A 14,802-nucleotide genomic window follows, 5' to 3' on the forward strand; every position below is an offset into this window, starting at 1 on the left:
GCCATGGGCCACCCCCGCGGCATCCGCCGACCGCCCCGCCTGGTGGCAGGAGGGTGCCGATGACGGTCTCTCCCCGACCACCGACACCGTGCTCGTCGACGGCGTCCCGCTCGGCGGTGGCAGCCGCGTGCGGCTGCGCCCCCGGGGACGCGGGGCCGACGCCCAGGACATGTTCCTGGCCGGGCGGACCGCCGAGGTCGCCGCCGTGTTCCACGACGTGGACGGCAGCGTGCACCTCGCCGTCACCCTCGACGACGACCCGGCCGCCGAACTGAACAACTGGTACGGCCGCTTCCACTACTTCCGGCCCGACGAGCTCGAACCCCTCGAGCCCGCCGGACCGGACGAGCCGTCGGCACCGGCTCCCGCCGCAGCTCCGACGCGGCACACGACCGACTCCGAGACCCCCGCAGCGGAGGCCGAGTGACATGACCACCCACAGCAGCACCACCGAAGTCAGCAAGGAACCCGAACGGTCCGAGGACCGGCAGGGGATAGACGAGATCACCATCCTGTGGATCTCCGAGGGCATGAGCTGCGACGGTGACACCGTCTCGCTCACCGCCGCCGACCAGCCCTCCATCGAGGACCTGGTGCTCGGGCTGATCCCGGGCCTGCCCAAGGTCAACCTGGTCAACAAGGTGCTCTCGCCCAGCCTGGGCGGCGAGGACTTCCTCGCGCCCTACCGGGCGGCCGTACGCGACGAACTGGGCCCGTTCATCCTCGTCATCGAGGGCTCGATCCCCAACCAGAACATCATCGAGGGCGACGGCTACTGGACGTCCTTCGGCAACGACCCGGAGACCGGCGAGCCGCAGACCCTCAACTGGTGGATCGACCAACTGGCCCCCAAGGCCTGGGCGGTCGTCGCCGCCGGCACCTGCGCCACCTTCGGCGGCATCCACGCCATGTCCGGCAACCCGACGGGCTGCATGGGCCTGGCCGACTACCTGGGCTGGGACTACACCTCCCAAGCCGGCCTGCCGGTCGTCAACGTCCCCGGCTGCCCGATCCAGCCCGAGAACTTCATGGAGACCCTGGTCTGGGTCCTCTACCACGCGGCCGGCTCCGCGCCCCCGCCGCCGCTGGACCACATGCTGCGCCCGCAGTGGCTGTTCGGGAAGACCGTCCACGAGGGCTGCGACCGCGGCTCGTACTACGAGCAGGGCGGCTTCGCCAAGGACTACAACTCGCCCAAGTGCCTGGTCAAGACGGGCTGCTGGGGTCCGGTCGTCAACTGCAACGTGCCCAAGCGCGGCTGGATGGCCGGCATCGGCGGCTGCCCCAACGTGGGCGGCATCTGCATCGGCTGCACGATGCCCGGCTTCCCCGACGCGTTCATGCCGTTCATGGACGAGCCCCCGGGCAGCACCCTGTCGTCCTTGGTCATCAAGCCGTACGGGGCCGTCGTCCGCCGACTGCGCGGCATGACCAACGAGCTGGTCAACCACGAGCCCAGGTGGCGCCACAACAAGCGCAAGCTGACCAGCGGTTACGACCCGCACTGGCGCGCCTGATGAAGCCCACCGGGCACACCCCCCACCCCCACACCACCGACAGCGAGGGGCAGTACCGCAGATGACCACCACCGAGGCCCGTCCCACGGACCGCAAGCCGCCACAGCTCGTGGACATGTCCTGGGATCCGATCACCCGGATCATCGGCAACCTGGGCATCTACACGAAGATCGACTTCGCCAACCGGGAAGTCGTCGAATGCCACAGCACCTCGTCGCTGTTCCGCGGCTACTCGGTGTTCATGAAGGGCAAGGACCCGCGCGACGCGGGCTTCATCACGTCCCGGATCTGCGGCATCTGCGGCGACAACCACACCACCTGCTCCGACTACGCCCAGCAGATGGCCTACGGCGTCAAGCCGCCCCCGCTGGCCGACTACATCGTCAACCTCGGCGAAGCGGCGGAGTACATCTTCGACCACACGATCTTCCAGGACAACCTGGTCTTCGTGGACTTCTGCGAGGCGATGGTCAAGTCCACCAACCCCAGCCTCCTGTCCCGCGCCGAGCGCACCGACGCACCCCGCGGCGAGATCCACGGCTACCGCACCATCGCCGAGATCATGCGGGCCTTCAACCCCTTCGAGGGCGAGGTCTACAAGGAGGCCCTGAAGGTCAGCCGCATCACCCGCGAGATGTTCTGCCTGATGGAAGGGCGGCACGTCCACCCGTCGACGCTCTACCCGGGCGGTGTCGGCACGATGCCGCAGCCGACCGTCTTCACCGACTACCTCAGCCGGCTCATGCGGGTCATCGACTTCGTGAAGAAGGCCGTCGCCATGAACGACGACGTCTTCGACTTCTTCTACGAGGCGCTGCCCGGCTACGAGGAGGTCGGCCGTCGCCGCACCCTGCTGGGCTGCTGGGGCGCCTTCCAGGACCCCAGGACCGTCGACTACCGGTACGAGACGATGAACACCTGGGGCAAGCAGATGTACGTCACCCCGGGCGTCATCGTCGACGGCGAACTCGTCACCAACAACCTCGTCGACATCAACCTCGGCCTGCGCATCCTGCTGGGCAGCTCCTACTACGAGGACTGGGTCAACGAGCAGCCGTTCGTCACCCACGACCCGCTCGGCAACCCCGTCGACATGCGGCACCCGTGGAACCAGACCACCGTCCCGGTGCCGCAGAAGCGCGATTTCGACGACAAGTACAGCTGGGTGATGAGCCCCCGCTGGTTCGACCAGCGCACCGGCGACCACCTCGCCCTCGACACCGGCGGCGGCCCGCTCGCCCGACTGTGGTCGACCGCGCTGAGCGGCCTCGTCGACACCCCGTACGTCAAGTCCACCGGGCACAGCGTGCGCATCTCCCTGCCGAAGGGCGAGTCGCTCCCGGAGACGACCATGGAGTGGCGCATCCCGAAGTGGAGCAACACCATCGAACGCGACCGCGCGAGGCCGTATTTCGTCGCCTACGCGGCCGCGATGGCCCTCCAGTTCCTGGAGGAGGCCATGGGGCTCGTGCGCGCGGGCGAGACCAAGGTGTTCGAGAACTACGAGGTGCCCGACGAGGCGATCGGCTGCGGCTTCCACGAGGCCGTGCGCGGCGTCCTCTCCCACCACCTGGTGATCAAGGACAAGAAGATCGCCAACTACCACCCGTACCCGCCCACCCCGTGGAACGCCAGCCCCCGCGACATGTACGGCACCCCGGGCCCGTACGAGGACGCCGTCCAGGGACAGCCCATCTTCGAGGAGAACGGGCCGGACGACTTCAAGGGCGTCGACATCATGCGCACGGTCCGCAGCTTCGACCCCTGCCTGCCGTGCGGTGTGCACATGTACGTCGGCAAGGGCAAGACGCTGACCACCCTGCACTCGCCGACGTACGGGGCGAACCATGGCTGAGACCGCCACGGCACGGCTGGCGGACCCGGACGTCGAGGCCCGGCTCGCCCGGCTCGACCGGGCGCTGGACAGCCTCGAGTCCGCGCCCGGCCCCACCACCCGCACCGCGACCGAGGCGGTGGCCCTGCTGACCGAGGTCTACGGCGAGGCCCTGGCCCGCGTCCTGGACCGCGCGGACGAGCAGCTGGCCGAACGCCTGGCCGAGGACGAGCTCCTGGGACACCTGCTGGTGCTGCACGACATCCACCCCGAGCCCGCCGAACGCCGGGCGGCCCGCGCGGTCGAACGGCTGCGGCCCGCCGTGCAGGAACGCGGCGGCGACGTGGAGTGGGCCGGGGTGGAGGGGCAGGTCGCCCGGGTGCGTCTGACCACGGGCGGCGGCGGATGCGGGTCCGGCTGCGGCGGCGGAGGTGACGAGGTCACCGACGCGGTCCGCGCCGCGGTGCTCGCCGCGGCGCCGGAGCTGACGGCGGTGGAGCCCCTGACCGAGACGGCCCCCGCCTTCGTCCCGCTGGCCACGCTGACGCACCGGAGCGCACCGTGACCACCGACGGGGCCCTGGCCCGCCTCATCCGCTCCTCGGCCGACCGCACGGCGGCGGCCGAGCGGGAGGTGTGCGACCTGTGCGCCGCGCCGGTCGCCGACGAGCACGCCCACCTGTACGACACCGGCCAGGAGGAGGTGCGCTGCGTCTGTGGCCCCTGCTCGGTGCTGTTCGCCGACGCGGCGGCGGGGGACGGCCAGTACCGGCTCGTGCCCCGCCGCCGGCTCCGGCTGCCCAAGGTCGACACGGCCGTCCTGGGCGTCCCCGTCGGCCTGGTCTTCTTCGTGCCCCGGGCGGACGGCACCGTCACCGCCGAGGGCCCGAGCCCGGCGGGAGCCATGCGGTGGGAGGTGGACACGGCAGCCTGGCAGCAGCTGACCGGGACGTGTCCACCGCTCGCAACCGTGGAACCCGACGTGGAGGCGCTCCTGGTGAACACCGTCCACGGCCTCGACGAACACTGGATCGTGCCGATCGACGACTGCTACCGGATGATCGCCGTCGTACGCCGGGAGTGGCGCGGCATGTCCGGCGGCGGCCGGATCTGGCCGGCCGTCGAGCAGTTCTTCCAGGACCTCACCGAGCGGCCATAGCCACGCACTCCGCAGGTCGGAGGCGAGGAAGGAGAGCACCCCATGGGCAACATCAGAGTGGGCCGGCCCCAGGCGAAGCCCGACACGCCCCGGCACGTCGCCGGCATGCACCAGGGCAACAAGGGCCCGCGCGAGCGGCAGAAGGGCCACCACGAGGACGGCACCGCCGACGCGCGCCGCTCCACCGGCATCCACTGGAAGCGGCATGACGTCCTCGCGGAGACCATGCCGAACATCCCGCCGGGATGAACACCGTGATGAGGACGAGCAGGGAGTCGCCGCAATGAAACGAACACGTCGCAGCCCCGTCGCGCGCAGGCGGGGCGGGATGAGCGGGCAGCAGGTGCTGAAGACCGAGGCCGTCCTGGCGGGCGGTGTGGTCCTGGCCCTGCTCGCCTGGGAGTGGCCCAGCCTGAGGCGCGAGATGCGGATCTGGCGGATGTCCGGCGGATTCCGCGCCGGCCACCGCTACCCGTGAGCCGGCCGTGCACGAACTGTCGATCGCGACCGCGATCATCGAGCGGGCCGACGAGCTGGCCCGGGCGGACGGGACGGACGCCGTCTCGAAGGTGACCGTCCGGGTCGGCGAGCTGGCGGGCGTGGTCCCCGACGCCCTCGGTTTCGCCTTCGAGGTGGCCCGCGACGGCACCGCCCTCGCGGGGGCGGACCTCGTCGTCGAGCAGATCCCCGCGCAGGCCTGGTGCGGCCCGTGCGCCGAGGAGTTCCCGGTGGGCATGCCCCCGTTCTTCTGGTGCCCGCGCTGCGACCAGCCCTCCAGCGACCTGCGCAGCGGCCGTGAGCTGGAGATCGCCGAGATCGAGCCGGTACCGGCGTAGACAACGGGCGAAGGGCCCCGTCGATCCGTCGGCGGGGCCCTTCGTCCTGTCCGGTGGACGGCTTGTCCTGTCCGGTGGTCAGCAGATGCGCGGCAGCTGCTCCCCGAGCGGCAGATCCACCACCCGCGTACCGCCGAGCCCGGTGGCGACCACCACCATCCCCGGATGCTCGGCGACGCACTCGCCGATCCGCGTCGCCCCGGCACCCTGCGGATGGGCCCGCATCGCCGCCAGCACCTCCTCCGCCTGAGCCGGCGGCACGAAGGCGACCAGCCGCCCCTCGTTGGCGACGTACAGCGGATCGAGTCCGAGGAATCCGCAGGCGTTCGCCACCGCGTCCGGCACCGGGATCGCCCGCTCCTGAAGCCGGACACCGGTCCCGGAGGCGCGGGCGATCTCGTTCAGCGACGCGCCCAGGCCACCCCGGGTGGGGTCGCGCAGCACATGGATGTCCGGAGTGACGGCCAGCATCGCCGCCACCAGATCCGCCAGCGGCGCGGTGTCGCTGGCGACCTCCACCCCGAACTCCAGCCCTTCCCGCATGCTCATGACGGCCACGCCGTGCAGTCCGATCGGGCCGCTGACGACGACCGCGTCCCCGGGCCGGGCACGCTGGGGCCGGATGTCCACCCCGCCGGGCACGAGCCCCACCCCGGCGGTCGTGACGTACACCCCGTCGCCGTGCCCGGACTCCACCACCTTGGTGTCACCCGTGGCGATCGTGACCCCGGCGGCCTCGGCTGCCGACCCCATCGCACGGGCGATCCGTTCGACGACCGTCAGCTCCACGCCCTCCTCCAGGACGAAGGCGGCCGAGAGGTAGGCGGGGCGCGCGCCGCTCATCGCGAGGTCGTTGACCGTGCCGTTGACCGCGAGGTCGCCGAGGCAGCCGCCGGGGAAGAACAGCGGCCGGACCACGTAGGAGTCGGTGGAGAACGCCAGCCGCGCGCCCCCCAGTTCGAGGACGGCGGAGTCGGCGAGGCCGGCCAGCGTGGCGTTGCCGTAGGCAGGGGTGAAGATCTGCTCCATCAGCTCCGCCGACAGCGCGCCCCCGCCGCCGTGCCCCATGACCACCACCCCCTGGTCGCGCAGCGGGGCGGGGCAGGTCCAGTTGGCCGGGTCCACCACATCGGCGAGTCGCTCAGGCAACGGGGGTCACCTCCTGCTGCGCGGTCCCGCCGGCCTGCGGCGCCGGGGCGTTCATCCGGCGGTAGAGGTAGTAGGCCGCGCAGGCGCCCTCGCTGGAGACCATGGTGGCGCCCAGCGGGGTGCGCGGCGTGCAGGTGGTGCCGAAGGCGGCACACTCGGTCGGCTTGATCAGGCCCTGGAGCACCTCACCGGCCCGGCACTCCGCGGGCTCCTCGGTACGGATCCCGCTCACGTCGAAGCGGTGCTCCGCGTCGTAGGCGCGGAAGGCGTCGGTCAGCCGCCAGCCGCTGGCCGGGATCCGTCCGATGCCCCGCCAGGACCGGTCGGTGACCTCGAAGACCTCCTCGATCATGCGCACCGCGGCCGGGTTGCCCTCCTCGCGCACGGCACGCCGGTAGGCGTTCTCCACCCGGTGCTCACCGCGCTCCAGCTGGCGGACCGCCCGGCGGATGCCCTCCAGGATGTCCAGCGGCTCGAAGCCCGTCACCACCATCGGCACGCGGAACCGCTCGGCCAGCTCCGGGTACTCGGCCATCCCCATCACGCTGCACACGTGGCCGGCGGCCAGGAAGCCCTGCACCCGGCACTCGGGCGCCGTCATGATCGCCTCGACGGCCGGGGGAACCCGCACATGCGACACCAGCAGACTGAAGTTGGACAGGCCCAGCCTGCGCGCCTGGTGCACGGCCATCGCGTTGGCCGGGGCGGTGGTCTCGAAGCCGATCGCGAAGAACACCACCTCCCGGTCCGGGTTGCGGCGGGCCAGCTCCAGGGCGTCGAGCGGCGAGTACACCACCCGTACGTCGCCGCCCTCGCCCTTGACCCGGAACAGGTCGCGGTCGGTGCCCGGCACCCGGAGCATGTCGCCGAAGGAGCAGAAGATCACCCCGGGCCGCGCCGCGATCTCCAGCGCCTTGTCGATGACCTCCAGCGGCGTGACACAGACCGGACAGCCGGGCCCGTGGATCAACTCGACCTGCTCGGGAAGCAGTTGGTCGATGCCGTGCCGGATGATCGAGTGGGTCTGCCCGCCGCACACCTCCATCAGGGCCCAGGGCCGGGTGGCGGTGGCACGGATCTCGTCCAGCAGCCGCCGCGCCAGCTGGGGGTCGTTGAACTCGTCGATGTACTTCACCGGGCCTCGCTCCCGCTGTCCTGGGGCTCCGCCGCCGCACGCTCCGCCGCGAGGGTGTCGCCCGCCTCCTTGGCCGCCTGCTCCCAGGCGTCCCCGAACTCCTCCTCCAGCAGCCCCAGTTCCTCGAACAGCTTCAGGGAGGCCAGGGCCGACTCCTCGTCCAGGCGCTGGAGCGCGAAGCCGACGTGCACGATGACGTACTCACCCACCTTCACGTCGGACACGTACTCCAGGCACGCCTTCTTCTGCACGCCGCCGAAGTCGATCAGCCCGGTGAGCGGTTCGGCGCTGTCGTCGATGGCGACGACCTTGCCGGGCACTGCCAAACACATGGGTCACTCCTTCTGTCGTAGGTGCGCCGCGACCACCAGCTGGCCGAGGGCCAGCCCGCCGTCGTTCGGCGGGACCTCGCCGTGCCGCAGCACCGCGAAGCCGTCCTCTGCCAGCAGCCGCGCGCACTCCTCCTCCAGCAGCGCGTTGGCGAACACCCCGCCGCTGAGCGCGACGGTGGCCAGTCCGGTGTCCTGGCGCGCGCGCCGGCAGATCTCCGCCACCGTCCGCGCGACGGCACGGTGGAAGCGGGCCGCGAGCACGGCGACGGGGGTGCCGCGTCGCAGATCGGCGACCAGCGCACTCAGCACGGGCGCCGGGTCGAACCCCTCGGCGAAGGCGTACGCGGACCGGTCGGCGCCCCACGCGGCCGCGGCCGCCGCCTCCAGCTCCAGCGCGGCCTGTGCCTCGTACCCCGCGCGATGGCACACGCCGACGAGCGACGACACGGCGTCGAAGAGCCGGCCCATGCTGGAGGTCGGCACACAGGCGACTCCGCCGGTCAACTGCCGCTGGAGTACCTCCAGTTCCCGCGGCGCGCAGGCGGTCACGCACGGCAGGTCCGCGTCCCACGGCAGTCCCGCCGCCCACAGCCGGGCCAGGGCCAGACGGCACGGGTTGGCGACGCCCGCGTCGCCGCCGGGCAGCGGGGCGGGGGAGAGGCGGGCGTAGCGCCGGTAGCCGGTGTAGTCGGCGAGGAGGATCTCGCCGCCCCAGACGGTGCCGTCGTCGCCGTAGCCCGTGCCGTCGAAGGCGACGCCGATCACGGGGGTGGTGCCGTCCATGCCGTGCTCGGCCATCGCGGAGGCGATGTGCGCGTGGTGGTGCTGGACCGGCACCGGGGCGTGCCCGGCCAGTCGGGCGGCCCACCGCGTCGAGTGGTACCCGGGGTGCCGGTCGGCGGCGACCACCTCGGGACGCACGCCGGTCAGACCCCGCAGGTGCGCGTCCGCCCGCCGGGCCGCCTCCAACGTCGTCAGATCGCCCATGTCGCCGATGTGCGGGCCGAACCAGGCCTGGTCGCCCGCGCCAAGACACAGGGCGTTCTTCAGGTCGCCGCCCACGGCGAGAGCGGGCCGCACCGGGACCGGCAGCCGCAGCGGCCGGGGCACATATCCCCGGGACCGGCGCAGCACCTGCTGGGTGCCGTCGGACCGCACCCGCAGCAGGGAGTCGTCGCAGGGCGAGGCGATGGGCCGGTCGTGGGCGAGCCAGGCGTCGGCCAGCCCGGCGAGCCGGGTCAGCGCCTCGTCGTCGTCCGTGACGATCGGCTCCCCGGAGCGGTTGCCGCTCGTCATGACCAGCACCCGCGGGCCGGGCGGATCACCGGGCAGGCCGAACAGCAGGGTGTGCACGGGCGTGTAGGGCAGCAGCACGCCGAGGTGCGGGCTGCCGGGGCAGACGCCGGGTGCCAGCCCGCTCGCCTCCCCGCGCCGGCGCAGCAGCACGATGGGGCGCCGGGAGCCGGTGAGGGCGGCCCGCCCGGACGCGGGGAGCTCGGCGATCCGCCGTACGTCGTCGACGTCCGCGCACATCACCGCGAACGGCTTGCCGCCGCGTGCCTTGCGGGTGCGCAGGGTGTCGACGGCCCGGGCGTCGGTGGCGTCACAGGCCAGGTGATAGCCCCCGAGGCCTTTGACGGCGACGATCCGCCCGGCGGCCAGCAACGCCCGTGCCGACGCCAGGGCTTCGGCGTCCCGGGCCGGACGGACCCCGCTCCCGTCCGCCGGCACCAGCCGCAGCCGGGGGCCGCACTCGGGGCAGGCCACGGGCTGGGCGTGGAAGCGGCGGTCGAGGGGATCGCCGTACTCCCGGGCGCACGTGGCGCACATCGGGAAGCCGGCCATGGTCGTGACCGCCCGGTCGTACGGCATGCCCGTGGCGATGGTGAAGCGGGGGCCGCAGTGGGTGCAGGTGACGAACGGGTGCCGGTGCCGGCGGTCGGCCGGGTCGCGCAGCTCCCGCAGGCAGTCCGGGCAGGTCGCCGTGTCGGGCGGGAGGAGGGTGCTGCCGGGGGAGCGGTCGGTGGAGCGGATGCCGAAGGTGCTGTCGGCGCCGGTGGCGGGCAGGTCCTCGAAGCCGACGCCGGTGACGGTGGCCAGCGGCGGAGGCTCTTCGGCGAGCCGGTCGCAGAAGTCGGCGACGCCGTCCGGCGGGCCCTCCACCTCGATGAGGACACCGTTCGCCGTGTTGCTCACGAAGCCCGAGAGCGCCAGGTCGGTGGCGAGGCGGTGCACGAACGGGCGGAAGCCCACGCCCTGCACGGTGCCGCGCACGGTGACGCGCCGGCGCACCGCCCCGGTGGCGGGCGCCGTCACGGGACGAGGCCGGCTTCGGCGCCCTCGTGCGTCTCCGTGTGGGTGTGGGTGTGGCTGTGGGTGTGCGGGCGGGGCGCCAGGGGCGGCCGGTGGACGGGGGCCCCGTCCCGGACGGCCAGCACACGCTCCAGCAGAACGTCGACGCCGGCGCCGGTGCGGGCACAGGACCGCACCACCTCCACCCCCGGGTTGACCCGCTGGACGTTCGTCTCGAAGGCCGTCTCGTCGAACCCGGCCGGCCCGGCCAGATCGGTCTTGGTCAGCACCACCAGATGGGCGGACCCGAAGGCCGTGGGGTACTTCAGCGGCTTGTCCTCGCCCTCCGTCACCGCCATGAGCACGATGCGCAGGCTCTCGCCGAGGTCGTACGAGGCGGGGCAGACGAGATTGCCCACGTTCTCCACGAACAGCAGCGACGTGCCCGCGGGCAGCCAGTTCTCCACGTGCCCGCGCAGCTGCCTCGCCTCCAGATGGCACAGCCCGTCCGTCAGCAGCTGCTTCACCGGTGCTCCCGACCGGGCCAGCCGGTCGGCGTCGTTCTCGGTCGCGAGGTCCGCGGTGAGCGCGGCCACCGGAAGGCTCCGCTCCACCGCTCTGGCCAGCACCCGCCCGAGCAGTTCCGTCTTGCCGCTGCCCGGGCTGGACAGCAGGTTGACCACGCACACGCCGCGCCGGGCCAGCTCCTCACGCAGGTCCGCGGCCAGACCGTCGTTCTTCGCCAGGACGGCCTGGGTGACCTCGTCCACGGAATCGCACATGGGCGCCGCTCCTCGCGGGTCGGTAGGGAAATCGTTCCGCTACCGATCCTCCGCGCCGCCGCCCACCGTGCCCGGCAGCCCGGCCGGGGACAGGGTGGCGGATTCGTCCGGGCGGCTCAACGGGGGCGTGGCCGCCGGGTCGGCGAGCAGCACCGGCACCAGGGTGTGCAGTGCCGCGACGGCCCGCCCGACCGCCTCGCGCACCGTCGCGCTGATGCCCGGGGCGATGTCCTCGTCGGCCGGTGCCCGCAGCTCGGGCTCGCAGGCCAGCACCAGGACGCGGGGGAGCGGCTCGTCGCCCAGGTGGGCGGCCAGAGCGAGGACCTTCGCCGGGTCCATGCCGTGCGCCTCGGGCGGGGCGCCCGCCGTGGAGCCGTCGGGCAGCTCCGGCTCGATCAGCGACAGCGTGCCCGGCTCGTGCCCCCGCACGGCGGCGTCGACCAGGACGGCCGTGTCGTAGCCGCCGAGCAGCTCGTACGCGAGGTCCATGCCGCGGATGCCGAAGTCCCGCACCCGCACCTCCGGCGGCAACGGGTCCCGGTCCAGGGCGCGGATCACCTCGGGGCCGAAGGCGTCGTCGGCGAGGAAGATGTTGCCGACCCCCGCCACGAGCAGCCGCGCGCTCATCGCGCCTCCCCGGTGACCAGCGGCCGGGCGGAGCCGTTCGGGAGCTTGCGGACGAAGGCGGACCGCAGTGCGTGGTAAGGAGCCTCAGGGTCGAAGAATGTGGCCCGCATCCGGGCGAGTTCGGCCCGCCGGTACTCGGCGAGGGGCCGCGCAAGCTCGTCCGCGTGACGGGCCGTGGCCTTGGCGGTGATGCGCTGCCGAAGGTCCGGGTCGGCGGCCAGCGCGGCGGCCAGGCGCTCGACCTCGGGGGCGAACTCCTGGGCCGTGACCGGCACCAGACGGTCCACCAGCCCGATGCGCTCGGCCTTCGCGGCGCTCACCGGCAACGCCTCTTCCGTCAGCCGCTCGGCCGTCTCGGCGCCCACCCGGCGGGGCAGCGAGTACGTCCAGTACTCCGACCCGTACAGGCCCATGTTCCGGTAGTGCGGGTTGAGGACGCTGCCCGTGCGGCACCAGACCTCGTCGGCGGCCAGGGCGAGCATGACGCCGCCGGCCGCCGCGTTGCCGCCCAGGGCCGACACCACCAGCCGGTCAGTGGTGCGCAGCACCGCCTCGACCAGGTCGTCCATGGCGTTCAGGTTGGACCAGGACTCGCCCGCCGGGTCGTCCGCCGCCTCGATGACGTTGAGGTGGATGCCGTTGGAGAAGAAGTCGCGGGCGCCGCCGAGCACCAGCACCGAGGTGGGGCGGGTGAGGGCGTACCGCCAGGCGGCGAGCAGCCGGCGGCAGTGGATGGTGCTCATCGCCCCGCTCGGGAAGGAGAAGCTCAGGAAGCCGATGGGACCGCTCTGCCGGTAGCGGATGTCGGTCCAGGTGGTGCGGTCCGGGGGCAGTTCGAGCGGGGCGGCGATCTCGGGCAGCCAGTACGGGCGGTCGTACGCCCCCGGCATGCCCGGACCGCTGCCGGGCGGGGCCGGGAAGCCGGCGAGCACCGAGGCCGCCGGGCGGCGGAACGGCGCGGGGTCACCGGAGCTCTTGCGGGGGCGCAGCTCCGGGATCCACACCGCGCCGTCCCGGGTGGCCCGGCAGAGTGCGCCGGCCCGGGTCGCGAGCAGTTCCCCGGGCTCCCCGCGCAGCCGGTCCTCGGGGTGCCCGCCGTGCAGGAACACCTCGCGGCCGCAGATCTCGTCCCGGACGCCGGGCTGCGAGTCGGCTCCGCGCAGCTTGCGCAGCACCGTCGCCGTGTTGTCGTTCTCCCAGTCGATCCGGCGCTGTTCCTGGCGGAAGTAGTCCCGCCACAGGACGTGGGCCCCGGGTTCGCTCTGCGGGCGCGGCTTGTAGGACCCCTCGGCATAGCGCCGCACGGCCAGCAGCACGGCGGCCGTGGCGGCGTCCGCCACCTCGTTGCGGTACATGTCGCTCTTGCCCGTCGGTGGCACCGTGAAGGTGCCGTCTGCCCACACGTCCCCCGCGTCCATGGCCGCCTCGGCCTGAAGCACCGTCACGCCCCACTCGGACGCCTCCTCGGCGATCGCCCAGTCCAGCGACGACGGGCCCCGGTCCCCGGGTGGCCCCGGATGCACGATCAGACAGGTGTGCTCGCGCCACACGTCCTCCGGCAGGGCCGACTTGAGCATCGGGGCGATGATCAGCTCCGGGCCCACCTCGCGTACGGCGGCCCGGACGGCGTCGGGGCCGTGCGAGGCGAGCACGACCTCCACGTGGTGCCCCTCGTCCGACAGTTCGGCGAACACACGCTGGGACAGGCTGTTGAACGCGCTGGCGACGAGCAAGATGTCCATGACATCGCATGGTCGCCCGTCGGGGGAGGGCGGTGAAGGACCACGGCGGCGTTTCGCCGTGCTCATCCGCTTCCGGCGGAACGGATACGCGCCCGCCCCGCCGGAGTACCGGGCTCACCGGGGCTGCGTCCATCCGTACTTCCGCCGGGAGCAGGAGGCGCCTGCGGGGCCCGGCCGGCTGCCTCGACCCGGGTGAGGGTCAGGTGGGCGGGCCGGTGGCGCGGGAGATGACGGTGTCGTTCGCGGCATTGGCCTCGGAGCACGGAGGAGGTGACGGCGTCGGCCTGCCGGGCGTAGGCGCCGTCGGTGGAGGACTTCTCCAGCTGGTCGGCTGCGATGGAGCCCCACTCCGTGGGGGCGCTCTCAAAGGCCACTCGCATACGTGCCGAGACCATGCCGGGGCGACCGCCGCGCGCTCGCCGAGGGGCGTGTCCCGCGCGCAGCCCCTCCACCTCGGGGCGCTCGCCAAGAGCTCACCGCGCGGCACACCAACGCCCACCAACGGCCCGCCGTGCCCGTGGCGCCTGCCGGCCGCGCCCGATCCCCCCCCGGTCGCACCGCCGGTGTGCAGTCTCCCCTTGCCCGGGCCGGGCGACTGGCGCACGCTGTTCCTATGGGTGCGCGAGACGGCCCTACGCTCATCAACTCCGTGCAGCGGGCCATGCGGCTGCTGGAGGCGGTGAGCGCGCACGAGAACGGCGCGCCGGCCAAGCAGCTGGCGCGCGAGACGAACCTGCCCCTGGCCACCGCCTACCACCTGCTGCGCACACTCGTGCACGACGGGTACGTGCGGAAACTCGACGACGGCGGCTTCGTCCTCGGCGACAAGCTCCAGACCCTGCAGTCCACGGGGCGTGCGCAGGCGCTGCTCAGCCGTGTCCGGCCCACTCTCGCCGCGCTGCGCGACGAACTGGCGACGGCCGCCTACCTCACCTTCTACGAGGACGGAGAGATCCGGGTCGCCGAGATCGTCGACGGTCCCGGAACCCCCCGCGTCGATCTCTGGGTGGGCTTCGAGGACGCGGGGCACGCCACCGCACTGGGCAAGTCCGTCCTGCGGGAGCTGGACGAAGAGGCCCGCCAGGACTACCTCTCCCGCCACCACCTCGCCGATCTCACCCCGCGGACGATCACCAGCCTCCCGGTACTCCTCCAGCGGCTGGAGACCTCACCCCTGGCCCCGGCCATCACGGACCTCGAGGAGTACGCCCTCGGCACGGTCTGCGTCGCCGTCCCGGTCTACAGCGGGGACACCCTCGGCTCCCTCGGTGTCTCGCTGCCGTCGAACCGGCTCTCCCGGCTCCCGGAGATCAGCGAGCGGCTGCTGCCGACCGCGAGCCGCGTGACCCGGACCCTCTCGCTCACTATCTGAAAATCCGCTTCTTGCCGGTGACCGCG

15 protein-coding genes and 1 pseudogene are annotated in these 14,802 nt (G+C 72.8%); 9 read left to right on the plus strand and 7 right to left on the minus strand.

Annotation, left to right across the window (positions count from 1 at the left end; genetic code table 11):
- The 8 genes and pseudogenes from K4G64_RS14010 to hypA form a co-directional block, all read left to right on the plus strand.
- Window positions 1-427, plus strand: a pseudogene (locus K4G64_RS14010) (hypothetical protein); the annotation flags it as partial.
- A gap of 1 nt (window position 428) precedes the next feature.
- Window positions 429-1,517, plus strand: a complete 1,089-nt coding sequence (locus K4G64_RS14015) for a hydrogenase expression protein HypE (RefSeq protein ID WP_221756371.1) — start codon at window positions 429-431, stop codon at window positions 1,515-1,517.
- 61 nt (window positions 1,518-1,578) lie between these two features.
- The gene (locus K4G64_RS14020) at window positions 1,579-3,372 is read left to right on the plus strand and encodes a nickel-dependent hydrogenase large subunit (RefSeq protein WP_221756372.1); all 1,794 of its coding nucleotides are present in this window, start codon (window positions 1,579-1,581) and stop codon (window positions 3,370-3,372) included.
- Window positions 3,365-3,916: a NifU family protein gene (locus K4G64_RS14025; protein WP_221756373.1), complete on the plus strand. Its 552-nt coding sequence runs from the start codon at window positions 3,365-3,367 to the stop codon at window positions 3,914-3,916. Before K4G64_RS14020 ends, K4G64_RS14025 begins: the two co-directional genes overlap by 8 nt.
- On the plus strand, window positions 3,913-4,509 hold the full coding sequence (locus K4G64_RS14030; RefSeq protein ID WP_221756374.1) for a DUF5947 family protein: 597 nt from the start codon (window positions 3,913-3,915) through the stop codon (window positions 4,507-4,509). The genes K4G64_RS14025 and K4G64_RS14030 overlap by 4 nt, the downstream gene beginning before the upstream one ends.
- A 42-nt stretch (window positions 4,510-4,551) precedes the next feature.
- Window positions 4,552-4,758 carry a hypothetical protein gene (locus tag K4G64_RS14035; RefSeq protein WP_221756375.1) on the plus strand — a complete coding sequence of 69 codons (207 nt, stop codon included), beginning with the start codon at window positions 4,552-4,554 and terminating at the stop codon, window positions 4,756-4,758.
- A 34-nt stretch (window positions 4,759-4,792) separates the two neighbouring features.
- Window positions 4,793-4,987: a hypothetical protein gene (locus K4G64_RS14040; protein ID WP_221756416.1), complete on the plus strand. Its 195-nt coding sequence runs from the start codon at window positions 4,793-4,795 to the stop codon at window positions 4,985-4,987.
- 7 nt (window positions 4,988-4,994) lie between these two features.
- Window positions 4,995-5,345, plus strand: a complete 351-nt coding sequence (hypA, locus tag K4G64_RS14045) for a hydrogenase maturation nickel metallochaperone HypA (protein ID WP_221756376.1) — start codon at window positions 4,995-4,997, stop codon at window positions 5,343-5,345.
- Window positions 5,346-5,423: 78 nt separating this feature from the next.
- On the opposite strand, the gene hypE is transcribed toward hypA, so the two are convergent.
- Genes hypE through K4G64_RS14080 form a run of 7 tightly spaced genes read right to left on the minus strand, consistent with a single transcriptional unit; the run spans window position 5,424 to window position 13,404 of the window.
- Window positions 5,424-6,494: a hydrogenase expression/formation protein HypE gene (gene hypE, locus K4G64_RS14050; RefSeq protein WP_308122362.1), complete on the minus strand. Its 1,071-nt coding sequence runs from the start codon at window positions 6,492-6,494 to the stop codon at window positions 5,424-5,426.
- Entirely contained in the window at window positions 6,487-7,629 is a 1,143-nt protein-coding gene (gene hypD / locus K4G64_RS14055) for a hydrogenase formation protein HypD (RefSeq protein ID WP_221756377.1), read from the minus strand. The genes hypE and hypD overlap by 8 nt, the downstream gene beginning before the upstream one ends.
- A complete protein-coding gene (locus K4G64_RS14060) occupies window positions 7,626-7,961 on the minus strand; it encodes a HypC/HybG/HupF family hydrogenase formation chaperone (protein ID WP_221756378.1) in 336 nt (111 codons plus the stop codon). The genes hypD and K4G64_RS14060 overlap by 4 nt, the downstream gene beginning before the upstream one ends.
- A gap of 3 nt (window positions 7,962-7,964) precedes the next feature.
- Window positions 7,965-10,277 (minus strand): carbamoyltransferase HypF, encoded by a 2,313-nt coding sequence (gene hypF, locus K4G64_RS14065; RefSeq protein WP_221756379.1) that lies wholly within the window; start codon window positions 10,275-10,277, stop codon window positions 7,965-7,967.
- On the minus strand, window positions 10,274-11,035 hold the full coding sequence (gene hypB, locus K4G64_RS14070; protein WP_221756380.1) for a hydrogenase nickel incorporation protein HypB: 762 nt from the start codon (window positions 11,033-11,035) through the stop codon (window positions 10,274-10,276). The genes hypF and hypB overlap by 4 nt, the downstream gene beginning before the upstream one ends.
- 39 nt (window positions 11,036-11,074) lie before the next feature.
- On the minus strand, window positions 11,075-11,662 hold the full coding sequence (locus tag K4G64_RS14075) for a hydrogenase maturation protease (protein WP_221756381.1): 588 nt from the start codon (window positions 11,660-11,662) through the stop codon (window positions 11,075-11,077).
- On the minus strand, window positions 11,659-13,404 hold the full coding sequence (locus K4G64_RS14080; protein ID WP_221756382.1) for an enoyl-CoA hydratase-related protein: 1,746 nt from the start codon (window positions 13,402-13,404) through the stop codon (window positions 11,659-11,661). Before K4G64_RS14080 ends, K4G64_RS14075 begins: the two co-directional genes overlap by 4 nt.
- 613 nt (window positions 13,405-14,017) lie before the next feature.
- Between K4G64_RS14080 and K4G64_RS14085 the strand changes: the two genes are divergently transcribed.
- Window positions 14,018-14,776, plus strand: coding sequence for an IclR family transcriptional regulator (locus K4G64_RS14085; RefSeq protein ID WP_221756383.1), 759 nt, complete (start codon window positions 14,018-14,020; stop codon window positions 14,774-14,776).
- The last annotated feature ends 26 nt before the right edge of the window (window positions 14,777-14,802 follow it).

The organism is Streptomyces sp. WAC04114, assembly GCF_019733245.1.
Taxonomy (GTDB): domain Bacteria; phylum Actinomycetota; class Actinomycetes; order Streptomycetales; family Streptomycetaceae; genus Streptomyces; species Streptomyces massasporeus_A.